This window comes from Micromonospora sp. ATLC20 (assembly GCF_057196585.1).
Genome location: NZ_JBXUOV010000126.1, coordinates 1 through 17259 on the forward strand (window position 1 = coordinate 1; position 17259 = coordinate 17259).

At 74.5% G+C, this 17259-nt stretch carries 15 protein-coding genes; 13 read left to right on the forward strand and 2 right to left on the reverse strand.

All coding sequences use genetic code 11. The annotated features are described in order from the left end of the window. The first annotated feature begins 247 nt into the window (after nucleotides 1–247). The 6 genes from AC2CHG_RS22370 (at nucleotide 248) to AC2CHG_RS22395 (ending at nucleotide 5496) form a co-directional block, all read left to right on the forward strand. Nucleotides 248–1288, forward strand: coding sequence for a heme/hemin ABC transporter substrate-binding protein (locus tag AC2CHG_RS22370; RefSeq protein WP_484525499.1), 1041 nt, complete (start codon nucleotides 248–250; stop codon nucleotides 1286–1288). Continuing rightward, nucleotides 1285–2388, forward strand: coding sequence for a FecCD family ABC transporter permease (locus tag AC2CHG_RS22375; protein WP_262011885.1), 1104 nt, complete (start codon nucleotides 1285–1287; stop codon nucleotides 2386–2388). Before AC2CHG_RS22370 ends, AC2CHG_RS22375 begins: the two co-directional genes overlap by 4 nt. Then, the gene (locus AC2CHG_RS22380; protein ID WP_262011886.1) at nucleotides 2385–3254 is read left to right on the forward strand and encodes a heme ABC transporter ATP-binding protein; all 870 of its coding nucleotides are present in this window, start codon (nucleotides 2385–2387) and stop codon (nucleotides 3252–3254) included. Before AC2CHG_RS22375 ends, AC2CHG_RS22380 begins: the two co-directional genes overlap by 4 nt. 3 nt (nucleotides 3255–3257) lie before the next feature. Continuing rightward, entirely contained in the window at nucleotides 3258–3923 is a 666-nt protein-coding gene (locus tag AC2CHG_RS22385; protein ID WP_484525500.1) for a biliverdin-producing heme oxygenase, read from the forward strand. Then, the gene (locus AC2CHG_RS22390; RefSeq protein ID WP_484525501.1) at nucleotides 3920–4225 is read left to right on the forward strand and encodes a DUF2470 domain-containing protein; all 306 of its coding nucleotides are present in this window, start codon (nucleotides 3920–3922) and stop codon (nucleotides 4223–4225) included. Before AC2CHG_RS22385 ends, AC2CHG_RS22390 begins: the two co-directional genes overlap by 4 nt. 68 nt (nucleotides 4226–4293) lie before the next feature. Continuing rightward, nucleotides 4294–5496 (forward strand): sugar efflux transporter, encoded by a 1203-nt coding sequence (locus AC2CHG_RS22395; protein ID WP_402810835.1) that lies wholly within the window; start codon nucleotides 4294–4296, stop codon nucleotides 5494–5496. A gap of 6 nt (nucleotides 5497–5502) precedes the next feature. On the opposite strand, the gene AC2CHG_RS22400 is transcribed toward AC2CHG_RS22395, so the two are convergent. Next, entirely contained in the window at nucleotides 5503–6153 is a 651-nt protein-coding gene (locus tag AC2CHG_RS22400) for a class I SAM-dependent methyltransferase (protein WP_484525502.1), read from the reverse strand. Between the two features lie 192 nt (nucleotides 6154–6345). Here AC2CHG_RS22400 and AC2CHG_RS22405 point away from each other — a divergent pair, with 192 nt between their 5' ends. The 4 genes from AC2CHG_RS22405 (at nucleotide 6346) to AC2CHG_RS22420 (ending at nucleotide 14312) form a co-directional block, all read left to right on the forward strand. Next, nucleotides 6346–7725: an MBL fold metallo-hydrolase gene (locus AC2CHG_RS22405; protein ID WP_262011891.1), complete on the forward strand. Its 1380-nt coding sequence runs from the start codon at nucleotides 6346–6348 to the stop codon at nucleotides 7723–7725. A 123-nt stretch (nucleotides 7726–7848) separates the two neighbouring features. Next, entirely contained in the window at nucleotides 7849–8079 is a 231-nt protein-coding gene (locus AC2CHG_RS22410; protein ID WP_013286814.1) for a DUF2188 domain-containing protein, read from the forward strand. Between the two features lie 235 nt (nucleotides 8080–8314). Further along, nucleotides 8315–13780, forward strand: a complete 5466-nt coding sequence (locus AC2CHG_RS22415) for an ATP-binding protein (RefSeq protein WP_484525503.1) — start codon at nucleotides 8315–8317, stop codon at nucleotides 13778–13780. A 139-nt stretch (nucleotides 13781–13919) separates the two neighbouring features. After that, nucleotides 13920–14312: an SCO5389 family protein gene (locus tag AC2CHG_RS22420; protein ID WP_366619556.1), complete on the forward strand. Its 393-nt coding sequence runs from the start codon at nucleotides 13920–13922 to the stop codon at nucleotides 14310–14312. Between the two features lie 44 nt (nucleotides 14313–14356). On the opposite strand, the gene AC2CHG_RS22425 is transcribed toward AC2CHG_RS22420, so the two are convergent. Then, nucleotides 14357–14761, reverse strand: a complete 405-nt coding sequence (locus AC2CHG_RS22425; RefSeq protein ID WP_194799099.1) for a Fur family transcriptional regulator — start codon at nucleotides 14759–14761, stop codon at nucleotides 14357–14359. A gap of 229 nt (nucleotides 14762–14990) precedes the next feature. Here AC2CHG_RS22425 and AC2CHG_RS22430 point away from each other — a divergent pair, with 229 nt between their 5' ends. The 3 genes from AC2CHG_RS22430 to AC2CHG_RS22440 form a co-directional block, all read left to right on the forward strand. Continuing rightward, nucleotides 14991–15578, forward strand: coding sequence for a copper chaperone PCu(A)C (locus AC2CHG_RS22430; protein ID WP_366619553.1), 588 nt, complete (start codon nucleotides 14991–14993; stop codon nucleotides 15576–15578). Next, nucleotides 15575–16807 (forward strand): Dyp-type peroxidase, encoded by a 1233-nt coding sequence (locus AC2CHG_RS22435; RefSeq protein ID WP_484525504.1) that lies wholly within the window; start codon nucleotides 15575–15577, stop codon nucleotides 16805–16807. The genes AC2CHG_RS22430 and AC2CHG_RS22435 overlap by 4 nt, the downstream gene beginning before the upstream one ends. 20 nt (nucleotides 16808–16827) lie before the next feature. Beyond that, nucleotides 16828–17259 (forward strand): copper resistance CopC family protein (locus AC2CHG_RS22440; protein ID WP_484525505.1); only part of this gene is annotated, 432 nt, incomplete at its 3' end.

Here is a 17259-nt window from a genome sequence, read left to right on the forward strand (position 1 = left end):
CCCACGACACATTCGGCGGCAGCTTCAGTTGTTAAAAACACACCGCGGCGGGGGCGCCGGCACCGCCGGCCCCCGCCCCCGGCCCCGGGGCGCCGTCGCAGGCCGCGGCCTCCGACCTCCACGTCACGCGGGTCAGCGACACCTCCGGGGCCGGACGCGGATGGACAGTCGGGGTGGTGGCCGCCGCACTGGCCCTGGTTGTCCTGGTCGCCCTCGGCCGGTGGCGGCGCCGTCGCGGTGCCGGCCGGTGAGCCGCCCGCACCGGCGACCGGGCCGCCGACCGCTCGTCGCGCTGCTCGCGCTGACCATGGCGGCGACCGGCTGCGCCGCGCCGGGCCGATCGGGTACGCCGACCGCCTCCGGCTGCGGCCCGGTCACCGCTACGGTGGACGACGCCGACGCCGACGTCGACCCGGTCCGCCCGGCGCCCACGCCCGCGCTGCCGGCCACCGTCCGCTCCGGCGACGGCACGACGGTGACTGTCGACGACGTCAGCCGCATCCTCCCGGTGAACCTGCACGGCTCGATCGCCGAGATCGTCTTCGGCCTCGGCCTGGGCGGCAACGTCATCGGGCGGGACACCTCGACCACGTTCCCCGCCGCCGCACACCTGCCGGTGGTCACCCCGGGCGGGCACGACCTCTCCGCCGAGGCGGTGCTCGACCTCGACCCGAGCGTCGTGCTCGTCGACGACGGCGTCGGGCCGCCCGAGGTGCTGCGCCAGCTCCGCGCCGCCGGCATCCCGGTCGTGCGGGTACCTGCCGAGCCGACCCTCGACGGCGTACCGGCGCACATCCGCGCGATCGCGGCGGCGCTCGGCGTACCCGAGGCCGGGGAGCGGCTGGTGACCCGCGTGCGGAGCGAGATCGCCGAGGCCCGGCGTACCGCCCCGGCGGGCCGAGCGCCGAGGATCGCGTTCCTCTACCTGCGCGGCACCGCCGGGGTGTACCTGATCGGCGGCCGGGGCGCCGGGTCCGACGCGATGATCGAGGCGATCGGCGGCGTCGACGCCGGCAGCGCCGCCGGGCTGTCCAAGTTCCGTCCGCTGACCAGCGAGGGCCTCATCAACGCCGCGCCCGACGTGATCCTGGTGATGAGCGCCGGGCTCGCCTCCGTCGGCGGCGTGGACGGCCTGGTCGAGCTGCCCGGCGTGGCGCAGACGCCGGCCGGGGCCAACCGGCGCGTCGTCGACATGGCCGACGGCACGCTGCTCACCTTCGGCGTCCGATCCGGCCGGGTCGTCCAGGCCCTCGCCCGCGCCGTCTACTCGTGCGAGGACCCGTCGTGACCACGCTACGGAAGCGGCCCGCGCCCGCCGCCGCCCCGGCGACGGTCACCGGCGCGCCCCGGTCCCCCGGCCGGCGGGGCACCGTACTGGTGGCCGGGCTCGGCGTCGCCCTGGTGCTCGTCGCCCTGCTGGCGGCCGGGCGCGGCCAGGTGGCGATCTCCCCCGCGGAGGTGCTCGGCTCCGTGCTGCACCGCCTCGGGCTGGACCTCGGTCCGCTGCCGTCGGCGGCACAGGGCGAGAACGCGCTCTGGATCGTCCGCTTCCCCCGGGTGCTGCTGGCGGCCGTCGTCGGTGCCGCCCTCGGCTGCGCCGGCGCGGTCATGCAGGGCGTCTTCGGCAACCCGCTCGCCGAGCCCGGCGTGATCGGGGTGTCGGCCGGCGCGGCTGTCGGCGCCGCCCTGGCCATCGTCACCGGCGTCACCGTCGTGGGCGGATGGACCGTGCCGCTCGCCGCCTTCGCCGGCGGCCTCGCCACCACCTACCTGGTGTACGCGCTGGCCCGCTCCGGGGGCCGGACCGAGGTGGTGACGCTGGTCCTGACCGGCGTCGCGGTCAACGCGGTCGCCGGCTCGGTGATCGGGCTGCTCATGTTCGTCACCGACCAGTCCGGCGTGCAGGCCATCGCGTTCTGGAACCTCGGCAGCCTCGCCCAGGCCAGTTGGACGGCAGTCGGTCTCGCCGCGCCGTGCCTGCTCGCCGGCCTCGCCGTCGCCTGCGCCGACGCGCGCCGCCTCGACCTGCTCGCGCTCGGTGAACCCGCCGCGCGGCACCTCGGTGTCAACACCGAACGCCTGCGGCTGCGGCTGATCGTCGTCACCGCGCTGCTCGGCGCCGCCGCTGTCGCGTTCACCGGCATCATCAGTTTCGTCGGACTGGTCGTGCCGCACCTGATCCGGATGGTCGCCGGACCGGGCCATCGGGTGCTGCTGATCGCCAGCGCGCTCGGCGGGGCCGTCGTGGTGATCGGCGCCGACCTCGCGGCGCGTACCCTCGTCGAGCACCAGGAGCTGCCCCTCGGCGTGCTCACCGCGGTCATCGGCGGTCCGGCGTTCTTCTGGCTGCTGCGCCGCACTCGCGACCGGGCCGGAGGCTGGGGATGAGCCTTCCGCGTACGCCACGCCGGTTCGCCGCCGCCCGCCCCCCGGAGACGGCGCCCGCCGGGCACCTCCGGATCGGGGTGGCGGGGCTGCGCGTCGAACGCGCCGGCCGGCCCGTGCTCGACGGGATCGACCTTGAGGTACGCGCCGGCGAGGTGCACGCCCTGGTCGGGCCGAACGGCGCCGGGAAGTCGACGCTGCTCGGCGCGATCAGCGGTGACGTACCGGCCGCCGCCGGCCGGATCGAGGTCGACGGGCTGCCCCGCGAGTCGTGGAGCCCGGTGGAGCTGGCCTGGCGCCGCGCCATCCTCGCCCAGCGCAACACGCTCAGCTTCCCGTTCACCGTCGGGGAGGTGGTGCGGATGGGCCGGGCGCCGTGGGCCGGGCGACCCGAGCGGGAACAGGACGACGCCGTCGTCGCCGACGTGCTCGAACGCTGCGACGTCGCCCGCTTCGCGGCCCGGCCGTACCCCGCGCTGTCCGGCGGCGAGCAGGCTCGCGCCGCGCTGGCCCGGGTCCTGGCGCAGCGGGCCACCACGCTGCTGCTCGACGAGCCGACCGCCGCGCTCGACCTGCGGCACCAGGAACTGGTCATGCACATCGCCCGGGAGCGGGCCCGCGCCGGGGACGCCGTGGTCGTGGTGCTGCACGACCTGACGCTGACCGGGGCGTACGCGGACACCGTGACCCTGCTCGGCGACGGACGCGTCCGCGCCGCCGGGGCACCGCGCGAGGTGCTCACCGCCCCGCTGCTCAGCGAGGTCTACCGGTACGACATCGACGTCGTCCCCCACCCCCGTGACGAGCTGCCGCTGATCGTGCCCCGACGGGGCCGGCCCGCAAGACCGTCAGTCGACGAGGAGAGATAGCAGATGGATACCCAGACGTTCGCGGCCCGGCTGCGCGCCGAGACGCGCGACGCGCACCGGAGCGCCGAGTCCCAGCGGTACGTCTCCGCGCTCACCGCGGGTGAACTCGACGTGGCCGGCTACACCGCGCTCGTCGTCGCGCACCACGGCATCTACGCGGCGCTGGAGGGCGTCGCGGAGACGATGCGCGACGATCCGCTGGCCGGCCCGTTCGTCGACGACGCGCTGACCCGGCTGCCCGCGCTCGCCGCCGACCTGCGGTTCCTGCTCGGGCCGCGCTGGCGCGAGGTGATGGAGCCGATCCCGGCCGCTGTCGCGTACGCCGCGCGGATCACCTCGGCCTGCGCCGGATCGCCCGAGCGGTTCATCGCGCACCACTACATCCGCTATCTCGGCGACCTGTCCGGCGGGCGGCACATCGGGCGCTGCGTGGCCCGGTACTACGGGGTGACCGGCGAGGCCGGGGCGTCGTTCTACCACTTCCCGCGGATCAGCGACCCGAAGTCGTACAAGGACGCCTACCGGGCGAGGCTGGACGCGCTCACGCTGGACGAGGCCGGCCGCGTCGCGCTGCGCGACGAGGTGCTGGTGGCGTACGAGCACAACATCGCGGTCTTCACCGACCTGGGTCGCCTGGTGGCGGCGAACGGCCGGGAGGGCGCCGCGTGAGCGCCGGGTTTCCGCCGGAGGTGGTCGCCGCCGTCAGCCGGCACATGAACGACGACCACGCCGGGGACGCGCTGCTGATCTGCCGTACGCTCGGCGGCCGGCCGGACGCCACCGCGGCCCGCACCACCGGCCTGGACGCCGACGGTATGGACTTCGCCGTCACCGTGGGCGGCACGGAGGTCCCGGTGCGCGTCCCGTTCGCCCACCGGCTCACCGAACGGGCGCAGATCCGCCGGGAGGTGGTGCGCATGTACCGGGAGGCCTGCGACCGGGCCGGCGTACCGCCCCGACCGGCCGGCTGAGCACCGGGACTGTCCGGGCTGCGGAAACCCGGTCGGCCGCCGCGCCGCCGCCGCGTACAGTCCGCCGCATGGCTGTGGACACGAGGCCGGCGGTTCGCGCCGGCCGATTCCGGCTGCTCCCGCTGGGTGTGGTCTTCCTGACCGTCGGTCTGTCCACCGCCGTGGTGCTGCCGTTCCTGTCGCTGTTCCTCGACCGGGAGGTCCACGCCAGTCCGGTACGGGTGACCGTGTTCCTGGTCGTCGCCCCGCTGTCCGGGGTGGTCGCCTCCGCGCTGATCGGCCGGCTGTCGGACCGCCTGCCGATCCGGCGCGCGCTGCTTGTCGGCGCCGCGCTGGCCGGTGTGGTGGGCGCGGGGACGACCGCGTACGTCCGCGACTACTGGATCCTGCTGGGGCTGACCGCGACCGCCACCGCGCTGGCGAACTCGCTGTTCCCGCAGTCGTTCGCGTACACCCGGGCGCTGTTCGACAGGGACGATCCGACGCGGGCCGCGTTCGGCGTCAGCCTCATGCGTACCGTCTTCTCGGTCGCCTGGGTGGCCGGGCCGGCGCTGGCCGCGGTGCTGCTCGACGTCGGCGGCTTCCGCCTGGTCTACGGCATGGCCGCCGTCATGTACGCGCTGGCCGCGCTGGTGGCCGCGTTCCGGCTGGAGGAACTGCCGCTGCCGGCGCGGCCGGTCGCGGCCGATCCGGACGGCGCGGTGCCCGGCCCGCCCGGCGCGTCCCGGCTGCGGCTGGCGCTGACGGCGCTCGCGTTCGTCCTGCTCCAGTGCCCGCTGACGGTCGGCGTGCAGGCGATGCCGCTGTTCATCGACACCGAACTGAACGACGACCCCTCCCGCGCCGGGCTGGTGCTGGGCCTGTGCGCGGCGCTGGAGATCCCGCTGATCCTCGGGCTGGGCGCGCTGACCGCGCGGGTCCGGCTGCGGCCGCTGATCCTGGTCGGCGGCGCCTGCGGGGTCGCCTACTACGCGGCCGCCGCGCTGGCGCCGAGCGTGCCGTTCCTGCTGTTCGCGCAGCCGGTGAACGCGCTGTTCATCGCCGCGGTGTCCGGCGTCGGCATCGCCTACGTGCAGGATCTGCTGCCGGGCGAGCCGGGCCGGGCCACCACGCTGTTCACAAACACGTTCCCGATCGGCGCCATGCTCGCCGGGCCGCTGCTCGGGCTCTCCGCGCAGGTCGGCTACCGGTGGGCGTACGGCATGAGCACCGCGCTGTGCGCGGCCGGGCTGCTGGTGCTGCTGCTGACCCGGCCGACGGCCCGGGCCTGACCGGGGTCAGCGGCGCCGCACCAGGACCACGTGGTCGATCAGCTCGCCGGTCTGGCCGTCCGGGCCGGTGGCGGTACGGCGCGCCGCGCCCAGCCGCTCGGTGTCCCAGCCGTCCGGGTCGAGGTTCATCGCGGCCAGGATCTCCTCGGGTTCGGCGAACCGGTGGTGGCCGGTGTCGGGCCCGGCCCAGGGCGGCGGCGCGCCGTGCTCGACGAAGAGCAGCCGGCCACCGGGCGCGACCGCCTCGGCCGCCGGGGGCAGCACCTTCTCCCGGGGCAGGACCAGCGGCGACTGGAAGAACTGCGCGGACACCAGGTCGTACCGGCCGGGCGGGAAGCCCTGGGTGAGGTCGTGCCGGACGGTGGTGATCCGCTCCGCCACCCCGGCCCGTTCGGCCTCCACGGCGAGGCGGTCCAGCGCGACTGACGAGATGTCCACGGCGGTGACCCGCCAGCCGTGCGACGCCAGCCACACCGCGTCGCCGCCCTCACCGCTGCCCAGGTCGAGCACGTCGCCCGGGGGCAGCGCGCCGGCCACCTCGGCCAGGACCGGGTTGACCCGGCCGCTCCAGATCCGGTCCTGCTGGCCGTACCGCTCGTCCCAGAACCGGGCCGGGTCGGTGTCCGCCGCCGGGTGCTCGTGGTGGTGCCCCGTCATGTCTGCCTCCTCGCCGCCGGGCGTCTGCCCGCCCGGGCCCTCGCCATCGTGCGCCGGGGCCCACCGGTCAGCAAGGAACCTTGCCGTTCCGGCAAACATTTCAGGGCGGCAGCCGCCTCCGGAATATACCCCCCGGGGTATGCGCTACAGTTGCCGTATCGCCCGACATCACTGCGCGAAGGAGTGCGGCTCATGTTGTTCACCCAGTACTACCTCGACTGCCTGTCCCAGGCCTCGTACCTGATCGCCGACGACCGCACCGGCCGCGCCGTGCTCGTCGACCCGCGCCGGGACATCGACGAGTACCTCACCGACGCGAAGGCGCACGGCCTGACCATCGAGGGCGTCGTCAACACCCACTTCCACGCCGACTTCCTCGCCGGGCACCTCGAGGTGGCCGCCGCGACCGGCGCCTGGATCGGCTACGGGAGCCGGGCCGAGACCGAGTACCCGAGCCGCAAGCTCACCGACGGCGAACGGATCAGCCTCGGCGACGTGACCCTGGAGATCATGGAGACCCCGGGCCACACGCCGGAGTCGATCAGCATCCTGGTCTACGAGCACGCCGACGACCCGGTCCCGTACGGCGTGCTGACCGGCGACGCGCTGTTCATCGGCGACGTGGGCCGCCCCGACCTGCTCGCCTCGTTCGGCGTGACCGCCGAGGAACTCGGCCGCATGCTCTACGACAGCGTGCAGCACAAGCTGATGGGCCTGCCCGACGAGGTGCGCGTCTTCCCCGCCCACGGCGCCGGCTCGGCCTGCGGCAAGAACCTGTCCACCGAACGGCAGTCCACCATCGGCGAGCAACGCCGCACCAACTACGCCTGCGCCCCGATGAGCGAGGAGCGCTTCCTCGCCCTGGTCACCGGCGGGCAGCCGGCCGCGCCCGGCTACTTCGCCTTCGACGCGGTGCTGAACCGCAAGGCGCGGGAGCTGTTCGACCACGCCCGGCCGGCCCGCCCGCTCACCCCGGCCGAGTTCCTGGCCGCCCGGGCCGACGGCGCCGTCGTGGTCGACGCCCGCGACCCGCAGGAGTACGCGACCGGGCACCTGCGCGGCGCGCTCAACGTGCCGGCCGACGGCCGGTTCGCCGAGACCGCCGGCAGTGTCGTCGCGCCGGACCGGCCGGTGCTCGTGGTGGCTCCGCAGGACCGGGAGGAGGAGATCGTCGTCCGCCTCGCCCGGATCGGCTTCGACCGGGTGATCGGCTACCTGCGCGAGCCCGAGGGCGCCTTCCTGGAGATGGTCGCCGAGATGACGCGGGCGAGCCGGGTCACCGCCACCGAGCTGCGCGCGGCCCTCGACGGTCCGGACGCGCCGGTGGTGCTCGACGTCCGCAACGCCGGGGAGCGGGAGCAGGGCGCGGTGGACGGCTCCCGGCACATCCCGCTGGCCGAACTGACCCACCGCCTCGGCGAGGTGCCCACCGGCCGGCCGGTCGTCGTGCACTGCGCCGGCGGCTACCGCTCCTCGGTCGCCGCCAGCCTGCTGCGCAACGCCGGGCACGCCGACGTGTCCGACCTGCTCGGCGGGTACGGCGCCTGGCAGGGCCTGCACGCCGCCGCGTGAACCACCGGGCCGGGCGGGGTCCCTCCCCCGCCCGGCCCGGATTGTCCGGCGCCGTCAGGATTAGCACTCCCCTCGCATGGGCAGACATTTGTCATCGGACACGCGAACGAGGGAGCTGACGGCATGGCGAAGGGCGACATCGACACCTACCAGCAGGACGGGCAGTGGAAGAACCGCCCGGAGGGCAACGAGCGCGCGACCAGCCGCCACGACACCAAGGCGGAGGCCGAGGCGGCCGGCCGGGAGATGGCGGCCGAGCGCGGCGCCGAGCACGTGATCAAGAAGCAGGACGGCACGATCGGCGAGAAGAACACGTACCCCCGCAGCCGCGACCCCCGGGAGATCCCGGGCTGAGCACGCAGCGCAGGCGATATACGGCGCCGGACCCGCTCGGGTCCGGCGCCGTATCGCGTACCGGCGGGTAGTGAGTGGCTGGCTAAAAACTTTTGTTCGGTTCCTACAACGGTCCCCGCTCAGGCTTCGGCCGTTACGACATGGCGCCGCCCGCGCACAGCCGGAAAGGTGAGGCGAGCCGGGGGCATCGCCGCGCCCGGCGCGCAGGAGTGGGTCAACCGAAGGGGACGGTCACGTGTTCACCCGTGTCGCCATCGTCAACCGTGGTGAGGCCGCGATGCGGCTCATCCACGCGGTCCGGGAACTGGCCGCGGAGACCGGCAGCCGGATCGAGACCGTCGCGCTGTACACCGACGTCGACCGTACCGCCACCTTCGTCCGCGAGGCGGACGTCGCCTACGACCTGGGCCCCGCGTCCGCCCGCCCGTACCTCGACCTGAAGACCCTGGAACGCGCGCTGGTCGAGACCGGCGCGGACGCCGCGTGGGTGGGCTGGGGTTTCGTGGCCGAGGACCCGGCGTTCGCCGAGCTGTGCGAGAAGATCGGCGTGACGTTCGTCGGGCCCAGCCCGGACGCCATGCGCAAGCTCGGCGACAAGATCGGCGCGAAGCTGATCGCCGAGGAGGTCGGCGTGCCGGTCGCGCCGTGGAGCCGCGGCGCGGTGGAGAGCCTGGACGACGCGCTGCGCGCGGCGGCCTCGATCGGCTACCCGCTGATGCTCAAGGCGACAGCCGGTGGCGGCGGGCGCGGCATCCGGGTGATCCGCAGCGACGCCGAGCTGGCCGACGCCTATGAGCGCACCAGCCAGGAGGCGGCGCGGGCGTTCGGCAGCGGCGTGGTGTTCCTGGAGCGCCTGGTCACCGGTGCCCGGCACGTCGAGGTCCAGGTGATCGCCGACGGTCAGGGCACCGCGTGGGCGCTCGGGGTACGGGACTGCTCGGTGCAGCGGCGCAACCAGAAGGTGATCGAGGAGTCCGCGTCGCCGGTGCTGAGCCCGGAGCAGACCGCGGAGCTGAAGGCGTCGGCGGAGCGGCTGGCGGTCGCGGTCGGGTACCGGGGCGCGGCCACCGTCGAGTTCCTCTACCACCCGGGCGACCGGCTGTTCGCGTTCCTGGAGGTCAACACGCGCCTGCAGGTCGAGCACCCGATCACCGAGTCGACCACCGGGTTCGACCTGGTCAAGGCGCAGCTGCACGTGGCCGGCGGAGGCCGCCTCACCGGTGAGCCGCCGGTCGAGCGCGGGCACGCGATCGAAGCGCGGCTCAACGCCGAGGACCCGGACCGCGACTTCGCGCCCTCCCCCGGCCGGATCACCCGGCTGGACCTGCCCGCCGGCCCCGGCATCCGGGTCGACACCGGGGTCAGCGAGGGCGACACCATCCCGGCCGACTTCGACTCCATGATCGCGAAGATCATCGCGTACGGCCGGGACCGGGACGAGGCGCTGGGCCGCCTGCGGCGGGCGATGGCGAACACCACTGTGGTCATCGCCGGCGGCGCGACGAACAAGAGCTTCGTGCTCGAGCTGCTCGACCAGCCCGAGGTGATCGACGCCAGCGCGGACACCGGCTGGATCGACCGGGTACGCGGCGAGGGCCGCCTGGTCGCGCACCGGCACTCCGCCGTCGCGCTGGCCGCCGCCGCGATCGAGGCGTACGAGGAGGACGAGACCGCCGAACGGCAGCGGCTGCTGTCCACCGCGGCCGGTGGACGCCCGCAGGTGCAGCACCGCAGCGGCCGGCCGCTGGACCTGAAGCTGCGCGGCGCGACCTACCGGATGCGGGTGGCCCGGGTCGGCGCGCACCGGTTCCGGGTCGGTGTCGAGGCCGGTGGCGACGTGCGCACCGCGGATGTCGAGCTGGACCGCTTCGACCGGCACACCGGCCAGATCGCCGTCAACGGCGCCCGGTTCCGCCTGCTCACCGACACCCACGGCCCGGTCCACCTGGTCGAGGTGGACGGTGTGACGCACCGGATCAGCCGCGACGAGGGCGGCGTGCTGCGCTCCCCCATGCCGGCGCTCGTGGTCGCCACGCCACTTGCGGTCGGCGCGGAGGTCGAGGCCGGCGCGCCGGTGCTGGTGCTGGAGGCGATGAAGATGGAGACGGTGCTGCGCGCGCCGTTCCGGGCCCGCCTCAAGGAGTCGTCGGTCGCGGTGGGCACCCAGGTCGAGGCCGGTGCGCCGCTGCTGCGCCTGGAGCCGATCGCCGAGGAGGGCACCGAGGCGGCCGCCGGCCCGGCCGGACCGGCTGTCGAGCTGGACCTGCCCACGGCGCCCGCCGACGTGCCGGCGCGATCCCGGGCCGAGCGCGGCCAGGAGGACCTGTGCGCGCTGCTGCTCGGCTACGACGTGGACCCGCACGACGAGCGGCGGGTGCTCGGCGACTACCTGGACGCGCGGCGGGCGGCCACCGAGGCGGGGCACCGGCCGCTGGCCGAGGAACTGGAACTGGTGAACGTCTTCGCCGACCTGGCGGAGCTGAGCCGTAACCGGCCCGGCGGCGACGACGGGCCGGGCGGGCACGTGCACAGCGCCCGCGAGTACTTCCACACCTACCTGCAGAGCCTCGACGTCGAGCGGGCCGGTTCGCCGGACTCGTTCCGGGCCCGCCTGGCCAAGGCGCTCGCCCACTACGGCGTCACCGAACTGGACCGCTCCCCCGAGCTGGAGGCCGCGGTCTTCCGGATCTTCCTGGCCCAGCAGCGGGCCGCCGCCGACGCCACGGTGATCGCCGCGCTGCTGCGTTCCTGGCTGCGCGAGCCGCCGCCGGACGAGGCGCTGCGCGAGCCGGCCGGTCTCGCGCTGGAGCGGCTCGTCGCGGCCACCCAGGTCCGCTTCCCGGTGGTCGCCGACCTGGCCCGGGGCGTGGTGTTCGCCTGGTTCGCCCAGCCGCTGCTGCGCCGCAACCGGGCCCGGGTCTACGCCCAGGTCCGCACCCACCTGCGGCACCTCGACGCGCAGCCGGACGCGCCGGACCGCGCCGAGCGGATCGCCGAGATGGTGCGCAGCACCGAGCCGCTGGTCCGGCTGCTCGGCCAGCGCCTGGTCCGCAACGACGTGGACAACGCGGCCATGCTGGAGGTGCTGACCCGCCGCTACTACGGCAACAAGGCGCTCACCGAGGTCAGCACCCGCACCGCCGGTGGCTGCACGTTCGTGGTGGCCGGGCGGGACGGGTCGAGCGTGGTCTCGGCCGCCGTCCGGTTCGACGCGCTCGGCGACGCGCTGCGCGGCCTGGCCGAGGTGGCCCGGGACTGCGAGGCCGTCGACGCGGACGTCTACCTGGCCTGGGAGAACCAGCCGGAGGACCTGGACGCCACCGCCGCCGCTCTGCTGGAGGTGGTGAACGCGCACCCGCTGCCGCAGCAGGTGCGCCGCCTCACCACCACTGTGGCCGGGCGTGCCGGCGCGGTGATGCACCACCACGTCACGTTCCGCCCGGCGCAGGACGGCGGGATGGCCGAGGAGCGCCTGATCCGGGGCCTGCACCCGTACATCGCGCAGCGGATGCAGCTGGAACGGCTGCGCGAGTTCGACCTGACCCGGCTGCCGTCGCTGGACGAGGAGGTCTACCTGTTCCAGGCGGTCGCCCGGCAGAACCCGTCCGACCAGCGGCTGGTCGCGTTCGCGCAGGTGCGTGACCTGACCGGGCTGCGGGAGCAGGACGGCCGGCTGGTGGCGCTGCCGACCACCGAGGACACGGTGGCGGCCTGCATCGACTCGATCCGCCGGGCGCAGTCGAGGCGGCCGTCGAAGTCGCGGTTCCCGACCAACCGGATCGTCGTCTACGTGTGGCCGCCGAGCGAGCTGACCCGCGAGGAGATGGAGCTGATCGCCGGGCGGGTACGCCCGACCACAGTGGGCGCCGAGCTGGAGGAGATCCTGTTCATCGCGCGGCAGCGCGACCGGCGTACCGGCGAGCTGACCAAGGTCGGCGTGCGGATCACGTTCGACGTCACCGGGCACGCGCAGCTGACGGTGGGCGAGCCGCCGGCCGAGCCGGTCGAGCCGCTTGACGACTACCGGCTGAAGGTGCTGCGCGCGGCCGGGCGCAACACGGTCTACCCGTACGAGCTGACCGGCCTGCTCGGTGACTTCGCCGAGCACGACCTGGACGCCGACCACCGGCTCGTGCCGGTGGACCGGCCGAAGGGCCGCAACACGGCGGCGATCGTGGCCGGTGTGGTCACCACGCCGACGCCGCGGCACCCGCAGGGCGTGACCCGGGTGGTGCTGCTCGGCGACCCGACCAAGTCGCTGGGCGCGCTGTCCGAGCCGGAGTGCCGGCGGGTGATCGCCGCGCTGGACCTGGCGCAGCGGATGGGCGTGCCGCTGGAGTGGTACGCGCTGTCCGCCGGTGCCCGGATCTCGATGACCTCCGGCACCGAGAACATGGACTGGGTGGCCGCGGCGCTCAAGCGGATCGTCGAGTTCACCCAGGACGGCGGTGAGATCAACATCGTGGTGGCGGGCATCAACGTCGGCGCGCAGCCGTACTGGAACGCCGAGGCGACGATGCTCATGCACACCAAGGGCGTGCTGGTCATGACGCCGGACTCGGCGATGGTGCTCACCGGCAAGCAGTCGCTCGACTTCTCCGGCGGCGTCTCCGCCGAGGACAACTTCGGCATCGGCGGCTACGACCGGGTGATGGGCCCGAACGGGCAGGCGCAGTACTGGGCGCCGGACCTGCCGGCCGCGCGGGACGTGCTGATGGCGCACTACGACCACACGTACGTGGCGCCGGGCGAGGACGCTCCGCGCCGGGCCGTCACCATGGACCCGGTGGACCGGGACATCTGCGGTTACCCGCACGCGGTGGCCGGCAGCGACTTCGCCACGGTGGGCGAGATCTTCTCCGCCACCGCGAATCCGGACCGCAAGAAGCCGTTCGACATCCGTACCGTGATGCGGGCCCTCGCCGACCAGGACCACCCGGTGCTGGAGCGGTGGGCCGGCATGGCCGACGCGGAGACCGCTGTAGTGCAGGACGTGCACCTCGGCGGCATCCCGGTGTGCCTGCTCGGCATCGAGTCCCGCTCGGTGCCCCGGCACGGCTTCCCGCCCACCGACGGCCCGGACACCTACACCGCGGGCACGCTGTTCCCGCGCTCGTCGAAGAAGGCCGCGCGGGCGATCAACGCGGCCAGCGGCAACCGGCCGCTTGTGGTGCTCGCCAACCTGTCCGGCTTCGACGGCTCACCCGAGTCGATGCGCAAGCTGCAACTGGAGTACGGCGCGGAGATCGGCCGGGCGATCGTCAACTTCCGCGGCCCGATCGTGTTCTGCGTGATCTCGCGCTACCACGGCGGCGCGTTCGTGGTCTTCTCCAAGGCACTCAACCCGGACATGACGGTGCTAGCGATCGAGGGGTCGTTCGCCTCGGTGCTCGGTGGCGCGCCCGCCGCCGCCGTGGTGTTCGCCGGCGAGGTCGCCGCCCGCACCGCCGCCGATGCGCGGGTACGCGACCTGGAGGCGAAGGTCGCCGCCGCGGCCGGCACCGAGCGGGCGACGCTCACCGCCGAGCTGGACGAGCTGCGCTCGTCGGTGCGGGCGGAGAAGCTGGGCGAGGTGGCCGCCGAGTTCGACCGGGTGCACAGCATCCAGCGGGCGGTCGAGGTCGGTTCGGTGGACGCGGTGGTCCGCGCCGCCGAGCTGCGTCCCCGCGTCATCGAGGCGATCGAGGCGCGTCTGCGCTGACACGTCGCACCGCCGGACGGCGGGTGGGCCTTCGGGTCCGCCCGCCGTTTCGCGTGCGCCGGTAGTTGACGGGCCCTCCGCCGCGTGGTGTGCTCAATCGGTAATGGAAACCGTGTTCGTTAGTGATGACGGAGGACCCATGTCGCTCACCGTTCCGCCCGCCCTGCTGCACGCCGCCGAGACCGGTCCCGTGGACGAGGAGGAGTTCGTGGCCTGCGTCCGTGACTCCCTGCCGTATGCGTGGGAGACGGTCAGCCGGGTCGCAGCCGACCTGGCCGCGTCCGACGCCGAGTTCGCCGACAACGTGGTGCCGCCGCCGGGCGACGCCGAGCGCGGGCAACTGCTGCGCGCACTCGCCAGCGACGCGATCCGTGCCGGCCTGGAACGGCACTTCGGGGTGACGCTGGCGTTCCAGAACTGCCACCGGGTGGCGGCCTTCCGCCCCGGCGCGGCCGGCTCCGAGGCGTACCGCCGGTTCACCTCCAGCCGGGGCCAGCTGCTCAACCAGTCCCCCACGCTGCGCAACTGCTGACCGGACGCACGGGCGGGCGGGCCACCGCCCGCCCGTGGCACCGCTCAGGCGGCGCAGCGGTCGCAGGTACCGAAGATCTCCAGGGTGTGCCCGACGTCGGTGAAGCCGTGCTGCGCGGCGACCTGGTCGGCCCACCGCTCCACGGCCGGGCCGGCCACCTCCACGGCCCGGCCGCAGCGGCGGCAGACCAGGTGGTGGTGATGGCGGCTCTGGCTGCACCGCCGGTAGAGGTGCTCGCCGCCGGGTAGCCGCGCCGAGTCGATCTCGCCGTTGTCGACGAGCATCTGCAGCGTCCGGTACACCGTGGTGAGGCCGACCTTCGCCTGCCGCTGGACGAGCATCTGGTGCAGCTGCTGCGCGCTGTGGAAGCCGTCCAGCTCCCGCAGCAGCGCCAGCACCTCGGCGCGCTGCCGGGTGTTGCGGGTCGCCCCGGTCGTCACCTGGCTCACCGTCGCCTCCCTCGTCCGGGCACCCGCCCGGCACCCTCGTCCGGCCGCGGCCGCGCCCGGCGCGCCACGTGACACCCGGAACCATTATGCCTTCCGGCCACACCGCCGGTCCCCGGTCGGCGCCGGTCCGCCGGGCGGGGTGTGACGTGATCGACCGCCCCGGCCGGAACTATCCGGCGTACCGCGCCGACAAACGGTACGAACACCGGATCTTCGAGGGGACGACGTCATGCCCAGCACCACCCGCCGCCGGTTCCTGCGCCCGGCGGCCCTGATCGGCGCCGCCATGCTCGCCGCGTCGGTCACCGCCTGCGGGTCCTCGGACACGCCGTCCGCCGCCACGTCGTCCTCGGCTTCGGCGTCGGCTCCGGCGAGCGCGGCGGCGGGCGTGCTCACCGTCCGCGACCCCTGGGTGAAGGCCGCCGACAAGGGCATGACCGCCGCGTTCGCCACGCTCGCCAACGACGGCGACACCGACGTCACGATCACCGGGGTGACCACCGACGTCTCCCGGGCCGAGATCCACGAGATGGCCATGACCGACGGCAAGATGGCGATGCGGCAGAAGCAGGGCGGCGTCGTGGTCGCTGCCCGCTCCCAGGCCGCCCTGGAGCCCGGCGGCGACCACCTGATGCTGATGGACCTGACCCGCCCGGTGCGCCCCGGCGACCAGCTCGACATCACGCTCACCTTCGCCGACGGCCGGACCCAGACGTTCACCGCGGTGGCGAAGCCGTTCACCGGCGCCCAGGAGTCCTACGCACCCGGCCACGGTGAGTCCCCGATGCCGGAAATGAGCATGAGCCCGGCGTCATGAGCGACAGTCCCGCCACGGCCCGCCGGGTGAGCCGGCGCGGCCTGCTCACCGGCGGCGCGATGGCCGCCGGGGGCGCGCTGGCCGGCGCCGGCGCCCTCACCGCCGTCCGTTCCGGCACTGCCGGGGTACGCCCCGCCGAGCCCGTTCCGGTCGCCCAGGTGGGCAGCGCGGTCGAGCCGTTCCACGGCACCAGGCAGTCCGGGGTCACCACCGACCCGCAGGCGCACGCCGCGTTCGTCGCGTTCACGCTGCGCCCCGGCACCGGCCGGGCGGCGCTCGGGCGGATGCTGCGGCTGCTCTCCGACGACGCGGCGCGGCTCACCCAGGGTCGCCCGGCGCTGGCCGACACCGAGCCGGAACTGAGCGTCCTGCCGGCCCGGCTGACAGTCACGTTCGGCTTCGGTCCCGGGCTCTACGCCGCCGCCGGGCTCGACGACCGGCGGCCCGCCTCGGTGGCCGAGCTGCCCGCGTTCGGCATCGACCGGCTGCAACCCCGCTGGTCCGGCGGGGACCTGCTGCTGCAGATCTGCGCCGACGACCCGCTCACCGTCGCCCACGCCCAGCGGGTCCTGGTCAAGGACAGCCGTCCGTTCGCCGTCGTCCGCTGGGTGCAGCAGGGCTTCCGCCGGGCCGCCGGCGCCGAGCCCGGGCGTACCCAGCGCAACCTGTTCGGGCAGCTCGACGGCACCGCCAACCCGAAGCCCGGCACCCCGGCGGACACCGCGGTGTGGGTGACCGACGGACCGGACTGGCTGCGGGACTCGACCACGCTCGTGGTGCGGCGGATCAGCATGCACCTGGAGACCTGGGACCTGCTGGGCCGCACCGACCGGGAACTCGCCGTCGGGCGGCGCCTCGACACCGGCGCGCCGCTGACCGGCCGGGCCGAACACGACGAGCCGGACTTCGCCGCGCTCGGCCCCGACGGGCTCACCGTCATCCCCGACTTCTCGCACCTGACCCGGGCCCGCGTCACCGACGACCGGCAGAAGATCCTGCGCCGGCCGTACAACTACGACGGCGTGCCGACGCCCGAGGGCGACGCGGACAGCGGGCTCGTCTTCGCCTCGTACCAGGCCGACATCGCCGGTCAGTTCCTGCCCATCCAACGCCGGCTCGCCGAGCGCGACCTGCTCAACGAGTGGACCACCCCGATCGGCTCCGCCGTGTTCGCCGTACCGCCCGGCTGCCCCGAGGGCGGCTGGATCGGCCGGCAACTGCTCGGCTGACCAGCACAGGAAGGCGCGTCATGCGTACCCGTTCCGTCACCGCGCTGCTCGCCGCGGTCTTCACCGCCCTGCTGCTGGTCCCGGCCACGCCGGCGGCGGCGCACAACTCGCTCCAGGAGGCCACACCGGCGCGCGACGCCCGGCTCACCGCCGCGCCGACGCAGGTCACGCTGCGGTTCATGCAGGGGCTGAACCCCTCCTTCACCACGATCACGGTCAGCGACGCCGGTCAGCGTAAGGTCCCCACCTCCGCACCGGCGGTGAACGGTGCCACCGGCACGGTGACGATCGACGAGCCGCTGGGCAACGGCACCTACACGGTCGCGTACCGGGTGGTGTCCCGCGACGGCCACCCGGTCCAGGGGTCGTACCGCTTCACCGTGGCCGACCCGGCCGCGCCCGCGCCGTCGGCTCCCGCGTCGGCGGCGGCTGCCGCGTCGGCCGGCGTGGAC

What these genes read in the sequence shown, in the direction of transcription:
- AC2CHG_RS22380 (WP_262011886.1), top strand. Translation starts at nt 2,385, where the DNA reads ATGAGCCTTCCGCGTACGCCACGCCGGTTCGCCGCCGCCCGCCCCCCG.
- AC2CHG_RS22385 (WP_484525500.1), top strand. Translation starts at nt 3,258, where the DNA reads ATGGATACCCAGACGTTCGCGGCCCGGCTGCGCGCCGAGACGCGCGAC.
- AC2CHG_RS22395 (WP_402810835.1), top strand. Translation starts at nt 4,294, where the DNA reads ATGGCTGTGGACACGAGGCCGGCGGTTCGCGCCGGCCGATTCCGGCTG.
- AC2CHG_RS22400 (WP_484525502.1), bottom strand. Translation starts at nt 6,153, where the DNA reads ATGACGGGGCACCACCACGAGCACCCGGCGGCGGACACCGACCCGGCC.
- AC2CHG_RS22405 (WP_262011891.1), top strand. Translation starts at nt 6,346, where the DNA reads ATGTTGTTCACCCAGTACTACCTCGACTGCCTGTCCCAGGCCTCGTAC.
- AC2CHG_RS22410 (WP_013286814.1), top strand. Translation starts at nt 7,849, where the DNA reads ATGGCGAAGGGCGACATCGACACCTACCAGCAGGACGGGCAGTGGAAG.
- AC2CHG_RS22420 (WP_366619556.1), top strand. Translation starts at nt 13,920, where the DNA reads ATGTCGCTCACCGTTCCGCCCGCCCTGCTGCACGCCGCCGAGACCGGT.
- AC2CHG_RS22430 (WP_366619553.1), top strand. Translation starts at nt 14,991, where the DNA reads ATGCCCAGCACCACCCGCCGCCGGTTCCTGCGCCCGGCGGCCCTGATC.
- AC2CHG_RS22435 (WP_484525504.1), top strand. Translation starts at nt 15,575, where the DNA reads ATGAGCGACAGTCCCGCCACGGCCCGCCGGGTGAGCCGGCGCGGCCTG.